21 protein-coding genes are annotated in these 19,079 nt (G+C 68.5%); 12 read left to right on the forward strand and 9 right to left on the reverse strand.

Going from position 1 to position 19,079, the window contains the following annotated elements; all coding sequences use genetic code 11:
• Positions 1-213: 213 nt before the first annotated feature.
• The 5 genes from ACYQ26_RS17775 to ACYQ26_RS17795 all read left to right on the forward strand — a co-directional run bounded on the left by ACYQ26_RS17775 (position 214) and on the right by ACYQ26_RS17795 (position 4,997).
• Positions 214-1,476: a glycosyltransferase family protein gene (locus ACYQ26_RS17775; RefSeq protein ID WP_459810221.1), complete on the forward strand. Its 1,263-nt coding sequence runs from the start codon at positions 214-216 to the stop codon at positions 1,474-1,476.
• A gap of 26 nt (positions 1,477-1,502) precedes the next feature.
• On the forward strand, positions 1,503-2,015 hold the full coding sequence (locus ACYQ26_RS17780) for a DUF7109 family protein (protein WP_459810222.1): 513 nt from the start codon (positions 1,503-1,505) through the stop codon (positions 2,013-2,015).
• Between the two features lie 5 nt (positions 2,016-2,020).
• The gene (locus ACYQ26_RS17785) at positions 2,021-2,608 is read left to right on the forward strand and encodes an NUDIX hydrolase (protein ID WP_459810223.1); all 588 of its coding nucleotides are present in this window, start codon (positions 2,021-2,023) and stop codon (positions 2,606-2,608) included.
• 184 nt (positions 2,609-2,792) lie between these two features.
• Positions 2,793-3,602 (forward strand): DUF7388 family protein, encoded by an 810-nt coding sequence (locus tag ACYQ26_RS17790; protein WP_459810224.1) that lies wholly within the window; start codon positions 2,793-2,795, stop codon positions 3,600-3,602.
• Positions 3,603-3,755: 153 nt separating this feature from the next.
• Entirely contained in the window at positions 3,756-4,997 is a 1,242-nt protein-coding gene (locus tag ACYQ26_RS17795; protein ID WP_459810225.1) for an NAD(P)/FAD-dependent oxidoreductase, read from the forward strand.
• Positions 4,998-5,005: 8 nt separating this feature from the next.
• On the opposite strand, the gene ACYQ26_RS17800 is transcribed toward ACYQ26_RS17795, so the two are convergent.
• Entirely contained in the window at positions 5,006-5,497 is a 492-nt protein-coding gene (locus ACYQ26_RS17800; RefSeq protein ID WP_459810226.1) for an Hsp20/alpha crystallin family protein, read from the reverse strand.
• A 177-nt stretch (positions 5,498-5,674) separates the two neighbouring features.
• Positions 5,675-5,833: a DUF7559 family protein gene (locus ACYQ26_RS17805; protein WP_013881528.1), complete on the reverse strand. Its 159-nt coding sequence runs from the start codon at positions 5,831-5,833 to the stop codon at positions 5,675-5,677.
• Positions 5,834-6,004: 171 nt separating this feature from the next.
• Between ACYQ26_RS17805 and ACYQ26_RS17810 the strand changes: the two genes are divergently transcribed.
• The 3 genes from ACYQ26_RS17810 (at position 6,005) to ACYQ26_RS17820 (ending at position 8,862) form a co-directional block, all read left to right on the forward strand.
• Positions 6,005-7,741 carry a radical SAM protein gene (locus tag ACYQ26_RS17810; protein WP_459810227.1) on the forward strand — a complete coding sequence of 579 codons (1,737 nt, stop codon included), beginning with the start codon at positions 6,005-6,007 and terminating at the stop codon, positions 7,739-7,741.
• A gap of 141 nt (positions 7,742-7,882) precedes the next feature.
• Positions 7,883-8,290 (forward strand): TRAM domain-containing protein, encoded by a 408-nt coding sequence (locus ACYQ26_RS17815; RefSeq protein WP_459810228.1) that lies wholly within the window; start codon positions 7,883-7,885, stop codon positions 8,288-8,290.
• A gap of 170 nt (positions 8,291-8,460) precedes the next feature.
• Entirely contained in the window at positions 8,461-8,862 is a 402-nt protein-coding gene (locus tag ACYQ26_RS17820; RefSeq protein WP_459810229.1) for an SPW repeat domain-containing protein, read from the forward strand.
• Between the two features lie 113 nt (positions 8,863-8,975).
• Here ACYQ26_RS17820 and ACYQ26_RS17825 read toward each other — a convergent pair whose 3' ends face one another.
• From ACYQ26_RS17825 to ACYQ26_RS17835, 3 genes are all read right to left on the reverse strand, one after another.
• The gene (locus ACYQ26_RS17825) at positions 8,976-9,779 is read right to left on the reverse strand and encodes a YkgJ family cysteine cluster protein (protein ID WP_459810230.1); all 804 of its coding nucleotides are present in this window, start codon (positions 9,777-9,779) and stop codon (positions 8,976-8,978) included.
• A 49-nt stretch (positions 9,780-9,828) separates the two neighbouring features.
• Entirely contained in the window at positions 9,829-10,638 is an 810-nt protein-coding gene (locus ACYQ26_RS17830) for an MBL fold metallo-hydrolase (protein ID WP_459810231.1), read from the reverse strand.
• 96 nt (positions 10,639-10,734) lie between these two features.
• Positions 10,735-11,016: a MarR family transcriptional regulator gene (locus ACYQ26_RS17835; protein WP_459810232.1), complete on the reverse strand. Its 282-nt coding sequence runs from the start codon at positions 11,014-11,016 to the stop codon at positions 10,735-10,737.
• A gap of 213 nt (positions 11,017-11,229) precedes the next feature.
• On the opposite strand from ACYQ26_RS17835, the gene ACYQ26_RS17840 reads away from it, so the two are divergent.
• A complete protein-coding gene (locus tag ACYQ26_RS17840) occupies positions 11,230-11,937 on the forward strand; it encodes a class I SAM-dependent methyltransferase (RefSeq protein ID WP_459810233.1) in 708 nt (235 codons plus the stop codon).
• A 149-nt stretch (positions 11,938-12,086) separates the two neighbouring features.
• Complete coding sequence (locus tag ACYQ26_RS17845) at positions 12,087-13,052, forward strand: glycosyltransferase family 2 protein (RefSeq protein ID WP_459810234.1); 966 nt, start codon at positions 12,087-12,089, stop codon at positions 13,050-13,052.
• A gap of 75 nt (positions 13,053-13,127) precedes the next feature.
• Here the strand turns inward: ACYQ26_RS17845 and ACYQ26_RS17850 are convergent, their stop codons facing one another.
• Genes ACYQ26_RS17850 through lonB form a run of 3 tightly spaced genes read right to left on the reverse strand, consistent with a single transcriptional unit; the run spans position 13,128 to position 16,817 of the window.
• Positions 13,128-13,481 (reverse strand): hypothetical protein, encoded by a 354-nt coding sequence (locus tag ACYQ26_RS17850; RefSeq protein ID WP_459810235.1) that lies wholly within the window; start codon positions 13,479-13,481, stop codon positions 13,128-13,130.
• 47 nt (positions 13,482-13,528) lie between these two features.
• Positions 13,529-14,584: a CPBP family intramembrane glutamic endopeptidase gene (locus ACYQ26_RS17855; RefSeq protein WP_459810236.1), complete on the reverse strand. Its 1,056-nt coding sequence runs from the start codon at positions 14,582-14,584 to the stop codon at positions 13,529-13,531.
• Between the two features lie 16 nt (positions 14,585-14,600).
• Positions 14,601-16,817: an ATP-dependent protease LonB gene (gene lonB / locus ACYQ26_RS17860; protein ID WP_459810237.1), complete on the reverse strand. Its 2,217-nt coding sequence runs from the start codon at positions 16,815-16,817 to the stop codon at positions 14,601-14,603.
• A 243-nt stretch (positions 16,818-17,060) separates the two neighbouring features.
• Between lonB and ACYQ26_RS17865 the strand changes: the two genes are divergently transcribed.
• On the forward strand, positions 17,061-17,579 hold the full coding sequence (locus tag ACYQ26_RS17865) for a nicotinamide-nucleotide adenylyltransferase (RefSeq protein ID WP_459810238.1): 519 nt from the start codon (positions 17,061-17,063) through the stop codon (positions 17,577-17,579).
• 111 nt (positions 17,580-17,690) lie between these two features.
• On the forward strand, positions 17,691-18,545 hold the full coding sequence (locus ACYQ26_RS17870) for an SAM hydrolase/SAM-dependent halogenase family protein (protein ID WP_459810239.1): 855 nt from the start codon (positions 17,691-17,693) through the stop codon (positions 18,543-18,545).
• Positions 18,546-18,585: 40 nt separating this feature from the next.
• Here ACYQ26_RS17870 and ACYQ26_RS17875 read toward each other — a convergent pair whose 3' ends face one another.
• A complete protein-coding gene (locus ACYQ26_RS17875) occupies positions 18,586-18,987 on the reverse strand; it encodes a HalOD1 output domain-containing protein (protein WP_459810240.1) in 402 nt (133 codons plus the stop codon).
• Positions 18,988-19,079 lie beyond the last annotated feature (92 nt).

Genomic DNA, 19,079 nt, shown 5'->3' on the forward strand with positions numbered 1-19,079 from the left:
GCCTGTAGGAAGGTAGGGGAGAAAAAGACCGGGGCTTTATCGAACGCTGTATTATCAAGCAGGTTATTATACTGCAGCGCCCGAAGCCGGCCGCGAGTCGCCGACTCGAGTTCCGATTCCTCGCATCCTGTCAACCGAACGGGCCGGCTGCACCGATGCGCTCGATTCGCCGGAGTCGTGGCCGTTTTACCGGCTCGGTCGAACAACCAACCGATGGAGTACGTACAGGAGCGGATCGCGACGCTCCACGAGTTCGGCGACGCCGGGGCGCCGGAGTCGAGAGCGGAAACCGGGACCGAGGCGGGGACAGGAGCGGGAACCGCGGGCGCCGCGTTCGACCGCCTCGAAGCGGCGCTCGGCGAGACGGCCGTCGTCGTGCCGATGACCGACCGCGAGCACGAGAACCCCGCCGCCGAGCGCGTCCTTTCGGAACTCGAGTCCCTCGAGCCCGCCCCCGCCGCCGTCTTCGTCCCCGTCCGGGCCGACGCCGACCGGATCGAGCCGTTCCGGCGGTGGCTCGAGTCCTTCGCGCTGCCGATCCGCGTCCTGTGGTGCAACGCGCCCGCGGTCGACGACCTGCTCGCCGACGCCGGCCTCGGGGGCGAGTTCGGCAAGGGGCGGGACGTCTGGCTCGCGCTGGGTCCCGCCGCCGAGGCGGGCGAGTACGTCGTCGTCCACGACGCCGACGCCCGCAGCTACGAGGCCGACCACGTCCGGCGGCTGCTCGCGCCGCTGACGATGGACTCGAGCGCGGGCGCCTCCGGCACCGACTCCGACTCGGGCTTCGAGTTCTCGAAGGGCTACTACGCCCGCATCGAGGACAACCGCCTCTACGGCCGCCTTTTCCGTCTGTTCTACCAACCGCTGCTGCGCGCGCTCGCGGCCGACACCGACGCGCCGATCGTCGAGTACCTGCGGTCGTTCCGGTACGCGCTGGCCGGCGAGTTCGCCATGACGGCCGCGCTGGCCCGGCGGCTCCGCGCGCCCCGCGCTTGGGGCCTCGAGGTCGGCACGCTCGGCGACGCGTTCGCCCACGCCGGCTTCGAGGGGACGGCGCAGGTCGACCTGGGTCGGCACATCCACGATCACCGCGCGGTTGCCGGCGATGCCGGCCTCGAGGGGATGAGCCGCGAGGTCGCCGCCGAGTTGCTGCGCGTCCTCGAGGAGGGCGGCGTCGACCCCGAGTACGGGACGCTACGAGAGCGATACCGCGCCGCCGGCGAACAACTGATCGAGCAGTACCGCGTCGACGCCGCGTTCAACGGCCTCGAGTACGACCTGGCCGGCGAGCGAGAGCAGATCGACCGCTACGCCGAGTCGATCGCGCCGCCGGGGCCGGACCGCCGACTTCCCCGGTGGACGGTGGCGCCGTTCGATCCGGCGGCAGTCGTCGACGCGGCTCGGCCGTGGGCCGACGTCGAGACCGAATCCGAATCTCGGGCCGGGCGGCGACTCGACTCTCGCGCACAAGACTAATCCGGGACTCGCCCGTGTAGCCGCGTATGGACGCGACGGCCGACGAACTGGCTGGCGTGGTCGACCTCTTCGGCGGGTTGACCCGAGCGGAACTCGAGCGGGCGCTCTCCGAGACCGCCTACCGCGCGGACGGGCAATCCGTCGATGGGGACGCCCTCGAGGCGGCGATCGACGACGCGCTGGCGTCGTTCGCGCTCGTTCGGTACGCGGGACACGACGTCGACGGCGCCGGCGACGAACCGCTGCTGGTCGCCGGTCCGACCGCCTTCCCGACCGTGCCCGAACACGCCGAGGACGTCCCGCACATCCTCGACGTGGAGCGGCGGCGGCTCGATCGGGACGCGCTCGGCGAAACCGCCCGCGAACAGTTCCGGGAGGCGCTCGAGGAGGCGTTACCGGAAAGCGGGAGCGCCGGCGACGGGGACGGCGAGAGCGAGGATCGCCTGCGCCGGCTGCTCGACGTCAGCTACGATATCGAAGCGTGGGCGCCCGTCGAACTCGACGGGGAACGCCAGCGATTGGAGGACGCCCTCGAGTGACGCGCATGCAACGGCGACTCGACCTCGAGCCGGTCGCGGCCCACGAGCCCCACGAGATCGACGACCAGCCCTACGACGCGGCCGTCCTCGCGCCGATCGTCGACCGCGGCGAGGAGGACTACCTGCTGTTTACCAGACGCGCCGACGACCTCGGCGAGCACCCCGGTCAGATGAGCTTCCCCGGCGGCGGCGCCGAGCCGATCGACGACTCGATCCTCGAGACCGCGCTCCGAGAGGCCGACGAGGAGATCGGCCTCGAGCCCGCGGAGGCCGACGTCGTCGGCCAACTGGACGACATCCGGACGGTCACGGAGTACGCCGTCACGCCGTTCGTCGCCCGCGTGCCGGACCGGGAGTACGAGCGCGACGGCCGCGAGGTCGCCGAAATCGTCTTGCTGCCGCTGTCGGGGTTGCTCGACCCGGCCAACTACGAGTACGAACGGCGCGAACACCCCTACTACGGCGACATCGTCATCCACTACTTCCACGTCGACGGCTACACCGTCTGGGGCGCGACGGGCCGAATTCTGGTGCAACTGCTCGAGTTGGCCACGGAGTTCGAGGCGCCGGAGCGGATCGATCGGGCGCAGTGACGGCCGCGAACGCCCGGCGTTCGCCGTGTGGCACAACGCCGAGTCGAGGCAGCGTCTGAACGGAACGTCAGGCTTTTGCGCGCGCCGCGCGCAGCACACGTCCATGGTCGCACAGACGATGGATCGAGTTCCGCACCGCCGATACTGATACCGAGCGCAGTCGCGTCGTGCGAGGTGAGTCCCGATGCTAAGCCGGAGTACCAGCACCGATAAGAGCGAGAGCACCGTCGCCCGCGCCGGACTGGACGCAGTCGCGCTCAAGCCGGCCGAGTGCGACGTCTCCGCCGCCGCGTCGATCCCCGCCGGGACCGTCGCGATCGACTACGAGGGCCGCGAGCACCTTCCGGACCCGGAGACGCTCGAGACCCTCGCGAGCGACGGCGACGCCGAGGTGCTGGTGACCACGCCCGTCCGGGCAGACGGCTTCGACCCGCTGGGCGACGACTCGCTGTCGCGGGCGTTGCCCGACGCGGTCGGCCGCGTCCTGGTCGCGGGCCACCCCGCCTACCTCACCGACGAGGAGTGCCAGCGGGCCGTCGCGCCCCGCCTCGGCGCCGCCCTCGAGGACGAACCCGACGCCTGGGTCGGCACCGAGAACGTCGAGCGGATCGCGATGGCGACCGGCGCGACCCAGTACGAGCTGCTCACGCGGACGACCGAATGCGAACTCCGGGCGCTGCGGGCGGCCGGCTTCGCGGGCGACATCGCGGTCTACGCGCCGACCGTGCTCGCCGACGACGAGGACGCCATCCTCGACGCCGTCGGCGCGTACGTCGCGCGGCGCCGACCCGTCGCCGAAAAACTGCCCGACGGCGCGCCGACCGACGCGAGCGCGACCGGCCGCGCCCGCGAGGTGCTGCTCGAGGCGGCGACCGACTACGCGCTGGTCGGTTCCGCGGCCGAGGTCCGCGAGCAGACCGACGCGCTGCGGGAAGCCGGCGCGACGACGGTCGTCGGCTACCCGGCACGGGGACTCGAGGCGTTCGCCGAGTAACGCTTCAGCCCGCCCGCGGTTTGCTTCAACCGCCGTCGTCCGAGAGTATAAGTCGCTTCGACCGACAGGGGTAGCTATAGCTATGACTGGAGTCGACGAGGACGCGACGGCGGCCGGCACCGCGAGCGGCCCGCGGCGGCCGGGTGATGTGCGATGAGCGGCGACGGGGCACCGTCGGAAGCGGAATCCGAACTCGCCGTCGGCGCCGACGCGTTCACCGAGCAGGGCGCAGGGCTCGAGGTCGCCGTCGTCGGCGCCGGCGCCGTCGGTGCGACGGCGGCCTACGACCTCGCCCGCGAGGGGGCAGACGTGACGCTGTACGACCGCGGCTCGGTCGCCAGCGGCTCGAGCGGGCGCGCTGCGGGCATTTGTTACGACGCCTTCGCGGACCCACTGGACGCCGAGATAGCCGGCGACGCGATCGAACGGTTCCGGGCGCTGTCCGGCGACGACACCTTCCCGTTCGTCGAGTGTCCTTACGTCTGGCTCGCCCGCGAGGGCGACGACGAGCGCGCGAACGCCATCCGCGAGCAGGTCGAGCGGATGCAAGCGGAGGGCGTCGTCGCCCTCGAGATGGACGCCGACGCGCTGGCGGACCGGTTCCCCGGGCTTCGCGCGGACGACGTCGAAGTCGCCGCCATCGCGGGCGCAGCGGGCTACACCGATCCGGCCAAGTACACGGCCTGTCTCGCTGCCGCGGCCGACGGCGCCGGCGCGACGCTCGAGCCCGACACGCCGGTCGACGTCCGGACCGATCCCTCGCGGATCGTGCTCGAGGACGGGACGGAACGCGAGGTCGACGCCGTGCTCGTGGCAGCCGGCGCGCACACGAAGCAGGTGCTCGCCGACGCCGGGGTGCCGATCGCGATGAAACCGTACCGAGTGCAGGCGCTGGTCGCGAGCGTCGAGGGCAGCGGTGACGGAACCGGCGACGCGGGCGGTCGGCTCGGGGAGCCGACCTGTTACGACGCGACCGGCGGCTTCTACGTTCGCCCGCATCCCGACGGCATCCTCGCCGGCGACGGCACCGAAGAGGTCGAGGCCGATCCGGACGACTACGACCGCGACGCCGACCCGGACTTCCCCGCGGCCCTGCTCGAGCGCGTCGAACATCGGTTCCCCGACTACGAGTTCGACGTCGAGCGGTCGTGGGCCGGACTCTGCACGGCGACGCCCGACCGTGATCCGCTCGTGGGTCGGCTCGAGGACGGCCTCTACGTCGCGACGGGGTTCCAGGGCCACGGCTTCATGCGCGCGCCGGCGATCGGCGCGCGCGTCGCCGACGAACTGCTCGGCGGTGACGGGATCGACGCCTTCGATCCGACGCGGTTCGACGGCGACGAAGAATTCGGGATCGGGGAGGGGATGACGATCGACTGGGAGGACGCGTCGTAGCAGAACGGTCAGTTGTCGACGGTGACTCCCTCGGTTTCGGTGCTGTGCTCGGGCCGTCCAGCGTCGGCGCCGCTATCGGTACGGTCGGTGCTGACGGTATCATCGTCGGCGTCGTCGGCCGCCGACTCGGCTTTCGGAATCTCGATCCGAACGGTTCCGCTCTCGGTCAGCGTCGCCGTCCCCGAATCGGGGTTGACGAGCGCGTCCGCGGGTAACTCGGCCTCGCCCTCGAGTTCCATGCCGCGGCCGGGGAACCGCATCTCGTACCCCTCGCGGAACTCGCGGAACCGCTCGATGTGGATTCTGACGCTGCCGCCGAGGTATCGGACCTGTACATCGTCGGGTTCGGCCCCGGGCGCGTCGAAGACGACGAGGTACGCCTCGTCGTTCTCGAGGACGTCGACGGGAAGCGAGCGGTGGCGCTGGACCTGGCCGTTCGCGCGCCCGACCTGCCGATAGAGCGCGTTACCGACCGACCGACCGAGGTCTTTGAGGGTCACGTCCCCTCACCCCCGGCGCGCGCGCTGCGTGCCGGCGTCGAAGCGGGAACGGGGCGAAAAACGTGGCAGTTCGCGATAGGCATGTCCGGATATCACGGTACGCGAGCCACGTTCTTATTGGTTGTGATGCCTAAAAATAAACGTCTGACGAACGACCGACGCGGCGGCGTCTCGGCCTCAGAGTTCGACGACCTCTAGACAGTCCGTCCCGCCGCAAACCGGACAGGAGAGCTCCGACACGTCGAAATCGTCCGGCACGTCGTACGTGTAGTGGTTCTCGAACAGGTCGAGAAAGCAATCGTCGTCGGTGCACACGATCTCTTCGGTCGGTGGCATGGTCGATACTCCGCGTGCCGAACTAATCAACATTCGGCTCGAGGCGAAGCCGTGTGGGTCCTCGCGGCGGTCGGCGCAGTCGGCGCAGCCGGTGCGGTGGACGTCGGTGCCCCGCTGTCGCCTCGCGCCCGTGTAGTCACCGTTTTACTACTCGAGGGGCTATCGCTGTCTATGACCGACCCCGAGACGCTGTCCGTGACGATCGTCGACGGCTACGTCGACGAGCCCGCGCACTTCGGGGTGCCGCCGTACATCTCGACGTACCCGCGCTACGCGGCCGGTGCGCTCGTCGACGCGGGCGTGCCCCGCGAGCAGATTACGTACCACACGATCGACGGCCTGCGCGACGAGCCCGACCGCTGGCGCGACGTCGACGAGGCCGACCTCATGATCTATCTGGGCGGGATGACCGTCCCCGGGAAGTACGTCGGCGGCACGCCCGCCGAGCCCGACGAGGTGCGAAAGCTCGCCTGGACCGCAAGCGGCACGAGCCTGATGGGCGGCCCCGTCAAGTTCGGCGTCGGCGACGAGAACGCCGGCGCCACCGAAACCGAGCGGCAGGACCTGGACTTCGATTTCGTCGCCAAGGGCGACGTCGAGGCCGCCGTCCACGACCTCGTCGAAAACGGCCTCGAGGGCTTCAACAACCGGATGCGCGACGTCGAGGAGGTCTCCCGGTGGGCCCAGGAGGGCGCGTTCATCGTCGAACAGCATCCGAACCACCCAGACTACCTCATCGCCGAACTCGAGACCTCGCGGGGCTGCGCGTACCGCTGTTCGTTCTGCACGGAGCCGCTGTACGGCAACCCCTCGTTCCGGCCGCCGCCGACGGTCGTCGGCGAGGTCGACGCGCTCTCCGATTACGGCGTTCGACACTTCCGGCTCGGCCGACAGGCCGACATCCTCGCGTACGGCGGCGACGGCGAGGCGCCGAATCCGGACGCCCTCCGCCAGCTCTACAGCGGCATCCGCGAGGTCGCGCCCGACCTCGAGACGCTCCACCTCGACAACATGAACCCCATCACGATCGTCGAGTGGCCCGAGAAGTCCCGCGAGGGGATTCGGATCATCGCCGAGCACAACACGCCCGGGGACACGGCCGCGTTCGGCCTCGAGTCGGCTGATCCAGTCGTCCAGGAGGAGAACAACCTCAACGTCAGCGCCGAGGAGTGCTTCGAGGCCGTCAAGATCGTCAACGAGGAAGCCGGCTGGCGACCCGGCGAGGAGCCCGCGGACGCCCCTACGTTCGGCGACGACGCGCCGCGCCGGCTCCCCAAACTGCTGCCCGGCATCAATCTCCTGCACGGCCTCAAGGGCGAGCGCGAGGAGACCTACGAGCGCAACATGGACTTCCTCCAGCGGGTCTACGACGAGGGGTACATGCTCCGGCGCGTGAACATCCGACAGGTGATGGCCTTCGCCGGCACCGACATGAGCGATACCGGCGCCGAGATCGCCAAGGAGCACAAGAAACTGTTCAAGCGGTACAAACGGCGAGTCCGCGAGGAGATCGACAACCCGATGCTCCAGCGCGTCGCGCCGCCCGGCACCGTGTTGCCGAACGTTCACCTCGAGTACCACGAGGACGGCCGGACCTTCGGCCGCCAACTGGGCACTTACCCCCTGCTGGTCGGCATTCCGGGCGAGCGGGAACTCGGGCGGACGATCGACGTGGCCGTCGTCGACCACGGCTACCGCTCCGTGACCGGCGTCCCCTACCCGCTGGATCTCAACGACGCGTCGATGGACGAACTCACGGCGATCCCCGGCATCGGCGACCGGACCGCGGGCGATCTCGTCGTCAACCGACCCTACGAGTCCGTCGCCGACGCGGACGTGGGGACCGACCTCGACCTCTCGCGGTTCGCGACGGCGGCCCCCGGTCGGAAACAGGAGCCCGCGAATTGAACGATCCCTGATCCGTCCCCCGATTTGACCGAGTCAAATCGTTCGTTCGGGCGGGAAGCGACGGATTTTCTCGGAGATTATGACCGTCGGTCGGTAGTTCTATTACGGAGGGGACGCAGAGACCGAAGTGAGGGTCTACCTGTGGAAATATCTGAAAAACTCCTGTGTCTGTTCAGTACGGACGTATCAGCAGAGGAGGATCGCTACGTCATCGAGGTACCGCGTCAGGAAGTCGAGACCGGGGACATCGATCCGGGCGAGGTGTACCGCGTCGCACTCATTTCGCGCGACGAGGCGGACGAGGCCGACGCCGACGCGTCGTCCCAGCCACAGAGTGCGCCGTCGGAACCGCAACCGCCGGTCGACGTCGGCGAAACCCGCTACGTCGAGATCGAGGACATCGGCAAGCAGGGCGACGGGATCGCCCGCGTCGAACGGGGCTACGTCATCATCGTTCCGGGCGCGGACGTCGGCGACCGCGTCAAGATCGAAGTCACCGAGGTCAAATCGAACTTCGCCGTCGGCGAGATCATCGAGGAGACCTTCTAGCGGCGGACTTTTTACCGGCGGGCCACGGGCAGCGGCGCTCCGTCACCATCGGCCAGATCGTCTCGAGCGAGCGCCACGTCGCGGCCGATCCCGCGCGATCGTCCCCATCGAAAACCGATCAGTCGATCGACAGTCAAAAGCGGGTGTAACTCGTACATCCGACCGTCGCCATGAGCGAGACCAACCGTGACGGCAGGCTAGTACTGGCAGAACGAACGGCGGGACTCGCGGCAGGTATCAGCGCATTCGTCATGGCTTCGACGGCCGTGTTCACCATCACCGGCGGAATGGGGATCCACAACGTCCTGATCGGCGCGACGATGGCCCTACTCGCGTCGATCCACGCGCTTCGGATCAGCCAGGACAAGCCGATCATCGTCCTCGCCGGCGTGCTGGCGCTGCTCGGCGCGTGGACGGCCGCGGCACCGTTCGTCTTCGGCGTCAGCAGAACCCTCGTGTTGCAGATCAACGCCGCGGCCGGCATCCTCATCGCGATCCTGTCGATCGTCAGCGCGTACGGGATCCTGCGCACGTCGCGGACGGGACGAACGTCGGGCGCAGCGAGCGCGTAACCGATTCCGAATCGACGGTCCGTTCTTTTCTCCGTCGTAGCGGCCGAACCCGAGTTTTTCTGGCCCGGTGGGGCCGAACTCGAGTCCGACTCCGCTACGAACGAACCGGAGCGTCAGCGACGGTCCGCCCCCGAGCCCGGTTCCGACTCGTCCGCGAGGGGCGTGCCGTCGACTCGCTTCGCGCCCTCCGAGTCGTGGACGACGACCTCGCCCGGCCCCGGATTCGCGGGCGCGTACTCGTCCCGGACTGCGATCGCCTCCTCGAGTTCTCGAACGGCTCGCTCCTTCAGCGCGCGGGCGAGGTCCTCGGCGTCCTCGCGGGCGATGTCGCGGCCGAGCCCCTCGCACTCGTGGGCGCGGACGACGCCGTCCTCGTCGTCGGCGTCGCCGGCTTCTCCGTGCGCTCCCAGCGCGACGCTGTCGACGGCCTCGCCCATCGGCTGACTCGTCCCGGCAAAGTCGACGCTGAAGGGATACGTGCGACAGATCAGCGGCCGGTCCTCGTGGGCGACGCAGGCGCCCGTCCCGTCGTCGCCCTCGGCGTAGAAGACGCAGTCGCCGCAGCCGTCGGTCTGGAGCGCCCACTCGAAGGTCTCGCCCTCGAGGCCCTCCTCGCCCGCCGAGAGACCGTACGGCATCGGCCGCGCGACGTCGCGCCAGTCCCGCTCCTCGGCCGGTGGGACCAGCCCGGTTTTCCCGAGCGTCCCGCGAGTGCCGATCGCGTCGACGTCGACGGTCGCGTCCTCGAGCCGACGCGCTTCGTCGGGGAAGATGGTCGCCGTGTGTTCCTCGTCGCCGTGGCCCGTACAGCAGGCGCCGCAGCGAGTACACTCGAAGCCGATCGACTCGATCGCGTCCGCGATGTCGTCGACCGACAGCTCCCGCGCCCGTTCGAGTTCGGCCTCGAGCGATTGCACAGATCGACCGAAGGGGCGACAGGAGAAAAGTCGGTCGCTGTCCGCGTCGTCAGGCGATCGCCCGCTCGCCGTCCCACTCGAGGCGCCCCTCCACGGCCAGCTTCTCGAGGTGCGCGACGACCGTCCCCCTCGCGAGGTCGCGAACGCCGGTGAGGTCCTTGTCGTACGCGGCGTCGAGTATCTCCTCGAGCGTCGTCGCGCCGCCCGCGACCGCCGCGAGGATCCGTCGCTCGCGCCGGCGGCGGTGGGCCAGCAGGCGCTCGCATACCTCCCGCGGCGCGTCGATCGGCGGCCCGTGACCCGGATACAGCCGCGGCGGGTCGATCGCGCGCAGCCGGCGAAGCGTCGTCAGATACGCGCGCACGTCGCCCTCCGGCGCGGTCACGGCGACGCTGCCCTCACGGACCGCGCAGTCGCCACAGCAGATCGGGCCGCCGCGGCCGGCCTCGAAGGCGACGTGGTCTGGCGCGTGGCCGGGGGCGTCGAGAACCCGAACTCGCTCGTCGGTACTCGCTCCGTTCGCGCCGCCCTCGAGTTCGATTCTCATGCCCGGCCGCAACTCGCGGTCGGGTGCGACGCCGGTCGCCGCCCGGAAGCGGTCGGCCCGGCCCGCTCTGGCCCAGACGGTCGCGTCGGTCTCGGCCGCGTACGTCGCGACGGCGCTGACGTGGTCGGGATGCGCGTGCGTGACGACGACGTGTTCGACCCTCACGTCGGCGACCAGTCGATCGAGCGCGTCCGCCCGCCCGGCGGGATCGACGAGCACCGCCGGATCGCGGCCGAGCACGTACGCGTTCGTCTCGCCGCCCGGCGCGCTCGTCCCGGACGGGGGCGACACGGGACAGCGACGGATCTCCATGGTTCGGATTACGGCGGCCGGAAAATGAAACCCCGTCTCGAAGCCGCGAACGACCCCGGTTCAGTTCACCCCTCGAGAAGGCGACGAACGCGAGCGTTAGTGTTTCAGGTAGTACACCTGCTTGCGGGCGTCTCGGAAGCTGTAGCGGGAGCCGACGAGGTCGACGTCCTCGAGTCGGTTGAGCGCGTAGCGGACGGTGCGATCGGGAAGCAGCGATTCTTCGGCGAGTTGCCCCTGCGAGAGCGGTGAATCGGTTTCCAAGACCTTGGCGACGAGCTTCGCGCTCGGCGGCAGATCGCGAAGTCGGTCGCGGTATTCCTCCGTCGACAGCGTCTCCTCGGCGGCGGCGTCGCGGTCCTCTGCGGTACTCATGCTCATACCAATTCCAGCGGATCCGTCGGTGGTAAATCTTCCCTATATGTGGATACGAATACTGTAGTTTGTATAAGGGATATTAACGTGATTAGTGACCGCGCAATCGCGTCGGCCTGCTCGTGACCGCGTCGTCGGCGCGCCGGCCGGCCGACGGCGGACTCGCTTCGATAAAGTCCAGTATCGTTTTATCCTCCGGCTACTGTAGTTGCGCCCAGTGTGAAAGGACAGGAGTGGTACCAGGCCGACGACGTCGCCGAGGAGTACGACGACAAGCGCTTCTCCAAGGGCGGACAGCTGATCGACCGCCGGGAGAAGCAGGCGGTCCTCGAGGCGATCATGCCCGTCGAGGATCGATCGATCCTCGAAATCGCCTGTGGTACCGGGCGATTCACGGTGATGCTGGCCGAGCAAGGCGCCGACGTCGTCGGACTCGACATTTCGGCGGCGATGTTACAGCAGGGGCGGACGAAAGCCCAGAACATGGACCCGGCAGGAACCCTCGAGTTCCTGCGCGGCGACGCCGGACGGCTGCCGTTCCCCGACGATCACTTCGATACGGTCATCGCGATGCGGTTTTTCCACCTCGCGGACGATCCGGAGGCGTTCCTCCGGGAGATGCGCCGCGTCTCCCGCGAGCAGATCGTCTTCGACACGTTCAACCGCTTTAGCGCCCGGAGCGTCTACAACTGGGCGCTGCCGATGGGCTCGCGACTCTACTCGAAAAGCGAGGTCAGCGAGCTGCTCGCGAAGACGAACCTGACGCTGGTCGACGTCGAGGACGACTTCCTCGCTCCGTATGGGCTCTACCGGGCAATACCGAACGCGCTCGCGTCGCCGATCCGGGCGATCGACGAGGCGGTCGGCGGCCATCCGATCGCCGATCACTTCGCGTCGGTCTCGTACTGGAACACGAAGCTTCGCTGATTCCCGGTCTCGAGGGCCGTCGAATCCGTTCTCGCCCACGTCCCCGTTCGAGCCCCCGCTCCGTCCGCTCGGGACCGCCGTCGGCGGTTCGAGGTGGGGCGACGCGCGAACCCATCCTATTTTTACGCTCGAGCGGGTCTACCTGATACATGGAGCTCTCGGTAGTCGTCTCGACGCTGAACGACCGAGAGCAGTTACTCTCGTGTCTCGACGCGCTCCGGGATCGAACGCCGCCCTCGACGGAGGTGATCGTCGTCAACGGCCCCTCCTCGGACGGCACCACCGGCGTCGTCCGCGAACGGTCCGACATCGACGTTCTCGTCGAAATCTCCGAACGGAACAAGAACGTGTCCCGGAACGCGGGTCTCGAGGCCGCGACCGGCGACGTCGTCGCGTTTCTCGACGGCGAGTACACGATCGAACAGGGGTGGTACGGTGCCATCGAACGGCATCTCGGAGGCGGTGGCGACGGTAACGAGACCGGGACTGGGACCGAGACCGCCACCGCCGACGTCCTCACCGGCCCCGTCACCGGCGAGGACCGGTTCGACGACGTCGACGATCCGCGGGCGTCGCGGACGATCGCCGGCCGCGAGGTCACCCTCTTCGACGGCGACAACGTGGCGTTCGACCGCACCGTCCTCGAGGCGTTAGACGGGTTTGACGAGTACGTGGGGACCGGCGGCGCCCGGGACTGTGCTCACCGCGTCGCGGCGCTGGGGTTCGAGGTCGACTGGGCGATGGAGATGGCCGTCCGCCGCGACGTCGGTACCGACGGGGGGACGGCCGAACGCGACTGGGGAGCGGCCTACCGGTCGCTGGCCTATCGGCTCGCGAAGAACTACGGGCTGCGGCCGACCGTGCTGGCGCGAACGGCTGGCAGCGCGCTCCGGGACGGCGTCACGAGCGTGCGCGGCATCCTCTCCGGCGACGCGACGCCGACCGGCTGGCTCTCGAACGGGATCGACGTGGTCACGAACGTCGGCGGCGGGCTCCGAGACGGCGTTCGCGCGCGGTACACCGATCGGTCGACGCGGCGCAACCCCAACGGCGTCTCGGTTCGCCACGATCGGGCGGTGCGCGTGTACGATCGCCGCGAGGGCGACTCGTCGTAGCGCGAACGTTCCTGTCTTCCTCCGCGCCACCGCCGTATCACCGCCGGGCCGCCTCGAGGCGCGAATGCCGCTTTCCTATTCGACCGTCCACGCCGCGTACAGGTAGAGCCCGACGCCGGCGAACACGAAAAGCGACGAGAGGGAGTTCAGCGTCGCCGCCCGCGAGAACAGGTAGGCGAACTGGAGCGCGCCGCCGGCGACGAGGCAGACGGCGGCGCCGAGCACCGCCGACGGCCGCCGTCCCCACCGGAGGTACAGGACCGTCCCGAGGCCGACGGCGATGGCGCCGAAGACGAACTCCGCGGCGTACGCCGCGAGCGGCTCGTTCGCGATTTCGCCGTAGGCGACCAGCGCGAAGTAGAGCGCGACCGCCAGAAAGATCGCGCGGTTGATCGACGCCGAACCGTCGCCGCGGTCGAGTCCGTCCATCGTGCTCGGATACGTCGGACTCGACCCCCTTAGCCCTTGAGTATCGCTCAGCGCGCGAGGGCGTTCGCCCACTCGAGGTCGATCCCCTCGTGGACGGCGAACTCGAGGGCGTTGATGAGGTAGTGAGCGACGACTACGACGAGGAAGCTGCCGGAGACGATGAAGACCGCCGCGAGGACGAACCCGAGCAGTCCGGTGACGACGACGCCGACCGAGCCCTGCATCCCGTGGCCGACCGCGAACGCGAGCGACGAGACGACCGCCATCGCCCACGGCGAGACGCCGAAGCCGGTCGAGACGGCGCCGATGATCGCCGCGCGGAAGAGCAGTTCCTCGAAGCCGGCGATGATCGGCAGAACTCCCAGCAGGAGGACCAGCCAGCCGGTCAGCGAATCGGGCGCCAGCAGCTCCCGCAGTTCCTCGTCGTGGTCGAAACCGAGCCGGGTCGCGGCCGCCGCGCCGAGTTCGTTCGCGACGTAGAGGGCGATTCCGGCGCCCGCGCCGAGCACCAGTCCCCGCCGGAGGTACGGGACGGAGAACTCGATCCCCAGCGCGCCGGCCGGAACGCCGGTGTAGATCACCGCGCCCAGTAACACGAGCGCGAACAGCCCCTGGGACAGCGCGACGTTCGCGAGCAGCATCTCGGTCGAGAGGTCGTCGGGGTCGATCGCGTCGCGTCTCCCTCCCGGCCTGCGTCCGCGACCGTGGCTGTGACCGTGGCCGCGTCCGCGACCGTACGCCGAGCCATCCTCGAGCCCCACCCGCCGACCGCCGTTGGGATGTTCGTCGGTTACGGTCGACCGATCGTCGGCTCGAGACGCCACAGGGGAGTCCGAGTCAGTATCGGCGTCGCGCTCGAACGCGTCGGCGTCTGGCAGGAGGCCGGGGTCGGGCTCGTCGGCGTCGGTCGCGGTGTCGAGACCGGCGCCGGTGGTCGCGTCGGCGCCGCTACCGTCGGCGGGGTCGCTACCGTTCCCGGTGCTAGAATCGGAATCCGTCTCGGAATCGACGTCGGCGAACGTCGACTGCGTCAGGCGGGATAAAACGAGCAACAACGTGAGGACGACGCCCGTGATGCCGGTGAACGCCGCCCAGTCAGCCATCGCTATCGCGTCGGGGTTACTGCGGACTCGGGTTCGACCCGCTCGCGGAGCCGACCGTCCCCTGGTTCTGTTCGAACGCGTTGGTGGTGATCGACTTGAGTCGATCGACCAGCGAGTCCTTCTTCGGTTCGCCCATCAGCGCGACGTCTAACACTTCGCTGATGTTCGCACAGGGGATGATCTCGATCATCTCCTCGTACTCGTCTTCGATCATCACGTCCTGCTCGTTGGCCTTCGGGATGATGACCTTGTCGCAGCCGGCCTTCGCGGCCGCCTCGATCTTGTGGGTCACGCCGCCGACCGGGAGCACGTCGCCCCGCACCGACAGCGAGCCGGTCATCGCGACCGACTGATCGACCGGAATGTCCTCCAAGGCGCTGATGACGGCCGTCGCCACCGTGATGGAGGCGGAGTCGCCGTCGACGCCCTGCTGGCCGGCCTGGACGAACTGGATGTGGATGTCCTTCTCCGAGAGGTCGACGTCGGAGAACTTCTTGATGATCGCGGAGACGTTCTGGACCGACTCCTCGGCCATCTCCTGGAGCTTGCCGGTGGCGATCACCTGACCGCCGCCCTGCGCGGGCGCGATCTCGGCCATCACGGGAAGCATGATACCGCTGTCTTCACCCATGACGGCGAGGCCGTTGACGCGGCCCTCGACGCCGCCCTCGTTGACCTGCAGCTCGTAGTCCTTGCGGCGCTCGATGTAGTCGTCGGCGAGCTGTTGCTCGATCGAGCGGGAGCGTTCCTTGGCCTGCAGCACGTCCTCGCGGGTGGTGTACTCGCGGTCCTCGGCGCGGGCGATGTCGCCGGCGACGCGGACCAGGCCACCGAGGCTGCGGAAGTGCAGCGTGAGGTGGTTCTTCCGACCCGAGCGGCGCTTGGCCTCGAGGATGACTTCCTCGACGGCGTCGTCGGTGAAGTGCGGGAGGCGCCCGTCGCGCTCGACTTCCTGCGCGACGAAGCGGGCATACTTGCGCCGCATCTCGGGCGTGTCCTCGATGGTGTCCTCCATGTAGACCTCGTACCCGTACCCCTTGATGCGGTTTCGCAGCGCCGGGTGCATGTTCTCCATCGCGTCCAGGTTCCCGGCCGCGATCATGATGAAGTCACAGGGGACAGGCTCGGTCTGGACCATCGCGCCCGAGGAGCGCTCGGACTGGCCCGTGATCGAGAACTCGCCCTCCTGGATCGCGGTCATCAGCTTCTGCTGGGTGCGGACGTCGAGCGTGTTGATCTCGTCGACGAACAGCACGCCCTTGTTGGCCTTGTGGATGGAGCCCGGTTCCACGCGGTCGTGGCTCGGGGTCTCCATGCCGCCGGACTGGAAGGGGTCGTGGCGGACGTCGCCCAGCAGCGCGCCAGCGTGGGCGCCGGTCGCGTCCTCGAAGGGCGCGGTGCGCTGATCGCCGTTGTCGACGATCATGTTCGGCACCATCGCGTCCGTGCCGCGGGAGGTGTACCGGAAGATCAGCCAGATGATACCCGCCGCGAGGATGCCAAGCAGGATGTTAGCGGCGAGGATCGCATACCCGATGACGATCGCGATGATGATCCACATCAGGATCGATCGCATCTGGTTGCGCTTGCGCGCTTCCTCCTTGTGGGCGTCGATGATCTGTTCGCCTTTCCCCGCCGGGACGGTCCGAACCTTCGGCTCGTTCCCGTCGTCGGGGTTGTGGTAGACCAGCACGTCCTGCAGGTCTTCCTGGGGCAACAGCTGGCTCATCGCCTTGGCCAGCATCGACTTCCCCGTCCCCGGGGAGCCGATCATCATGACGTGGCGGCGCTGCTTGGCCGCCTTGATGATAATGTCTCGTGCTTCGTCTTGGCCGATGACCTGATCGACGAGTCGATCCGGCACTTCGATGTCGTCCGTCGAGTCGATCTGGAGGCCGCCGAGCAGATCGTCCTCGGCGTTCTCCTCGTCGATCTCGACGCCGGGGTCAACGTCGACCTCACTGCCGAGATCGTTGACGGTTTCGACGTCGTCGTCCGTCTCGGGTGCGGGCTCGTCGACCTCCGTCGCCGGGTTCACCCCGTCGACCGGGTCGTCGGCGGTCTCGGTGTCGTCGACGTCACCACGCCGACCGTCCTCCTCGAGCGACGATCGGGCTCCCTGACGCTCCGGTTGCTCCTGCTCTCGTTCCTGCGAGCGGGCGTCCTGCTCGCTCTCCTCGGAAGCGGATGGAGCGTCTTCGGGAGGGTCGTCAACGTTCGTATCGTTACTCATAGAACTCTGTTCGGTACCTGTTTCGAAGGGATTGCGACTGATATACTTTCTCCATGCGGAGGATGGTGACAGTGGTGGAAAATGGGACATACAGACGCCCACGACCGCGTTTAGCGACATCAGTTTCGGTCCGTACTTTATACGATTAGGGCGGGCCACTAAATGTCAACTGGCGGTCCTACGAGAATCGCTCTCGTCCGCGACTCGCCACGCTTAAGCGCCGCGGCGAAGCAGTTGCCGGCAATGACCCGCGGGTTCTACATCGGACGCTTCCAGCCGTTCCACAACGGCCACCTGAGCATGGTCGAACAGATCGCCGACGAGGTGGACGAACTCGTCCTCGGCATCGGAAGCGCCGACGACTCCCACTCCGTGAGGAATCCGTTCACCGCCGGCGAGCGGATCATGATGATCACGAAGTCGCTCGTCGACTACGACCTCGTGACCTACGCCGTCCCGATCGAGGACCTCGACCGCAACTCGGTGTGGGTGAGCCACGTCCAGAGCATGAGCCCCGACTTCGACGTCGCCTACTCGAACAACCCGCTGGTCATCCAGCTGTTTCGGGAGGCCGGCATCGAGATCCGCCAGTCGCCGATGTTCAACCGCGAGGTGCTCGAGGGCAGCGAAGTCCGCCAGCGGATGATCGACGGGGACGACTGGGAATCGCTCGTCCCGAAGGCCGTCGCCGGCGTGATCGACGAGATCGACGGCATCGAGCGGATCCAGATGGTCAGCAAGACGGATTCGAACGGCGACTGACGTTCCGGTTCTCACCGGACGACTCCGACTCGAGCCCGCTTCTATTGCCGTCGATCTGCCGTCTCGAGAGCAAACGCGCCGTCTTTCAGTCCCCACGTCGTACGTCTCCACATGATCACGATCGCGTCGGACTTCGGCACGCCGTACCCGGCGGCGATGAAGGGCGTCATCCTCCAGCGAACCGAGACCCGACTGGTCGATATCACCCACGACTTCCCCCGGCAGGACGTCCGGGCCGCCGCCTTCTGGCTCCGCGAGGTGCTCCCCTACTACCCGCCGGCGACGCACCTCGTCGTCGTCGACCCCGGCGTCGGCACCGACCGCGATGCCGTCGTCCTCCGCGCGGGCGATCACGCGCTCGTCGGCCCCGACAACGGCGTTTTGCGACCGGTCACGAGGGAACTCGCGGCCGACGGCCCCCTCGAGGCCTACGTCATCGACGACGCCGAAATCGGGCCGATCGAGCCGACGACCGGGGCGCCGGCGCCGGCAGCGCCGTCCGCGATCGGCGGCGGTTCGGGCGAGAGCGACGGGGAGGGACCCGCGAGCAACACCTTCCACGGCCGGGACGTGTTCGCGCCCGCGGCCGCCGACGTCCACGAGGCCGACACGGACCTCGAGGCGCTCGAGTACCTCTCGTCCACCTCGGCCGAGGATCTCGTCGACCTCGAGTTGCCCGACGCGACCGTCGAAGCAGACCACGCCGAGGGCGAAGTACTGGTCGTCGACGGCTTCGGGAACGTCATCACGAACGTTCCCGGCCGGTTCCTCGAGGGGCGCGATCGGATCGGCGCGAACGGCGAGTCAGTACCCGTCGGCGAGACGTTCGCCGCGGTCCCCGAGGGGGAGCGACTCGCCACGGTCGGCAGCCACGGCTACGTCGAACTCGACGTCAATCGGGGACGTGGCGACGACGCCTTCGGGCTCGAGCCCGGCGAGCGGGTCGTGCTCGAGTCCCTCGAGTGATCGCTGCCGGCAGCAGCGGGGGCGACCGCAGCCGGCGGCGTTACTCGGTCCGTTCCGGTTCCGACTCGAGATCGGACGGCGACTCCGACCCGGCGTCGGGATCGGGGTCGATCACGAGTTCGCCGTCTGCACGGATCGTCACGGCGCACTGCGAGAAGGAAAACGACACCGTGCCGTTCCCGACTCGCGGTTCGTCGGCGCACCAGTCGGCGAACAGCGAGTTGAGCGCGTCGGGATCGACGCGCTCGGAGAGGGGCTCGAGGTCGTCCGGTTCGACGCCGAGTACCGACGACACCGTCAGCAGCAGCGCCGTGCTCACGGGTTCGTAGTCGTCCGCGTCGCACTGCGTGTGGTACGTGCCCCGGTCGGGATCGTAGTAGACCGTCCGTTCGATGGTGTCGCCGACCGGCGTGGGTCGATCCGGCGGAGATGTCCCGGACATAGCCGGAGCTATCGCATGTCAGGACTTAACATTGATGGCCGTTTGATAGGTACAGCCCGGCGACGAGCGATGCGACGGCGAAGAAAACGAGC

The sequence above is a fragment of the Halopiger thermotolerans genome (assembly GCF_054654555.1).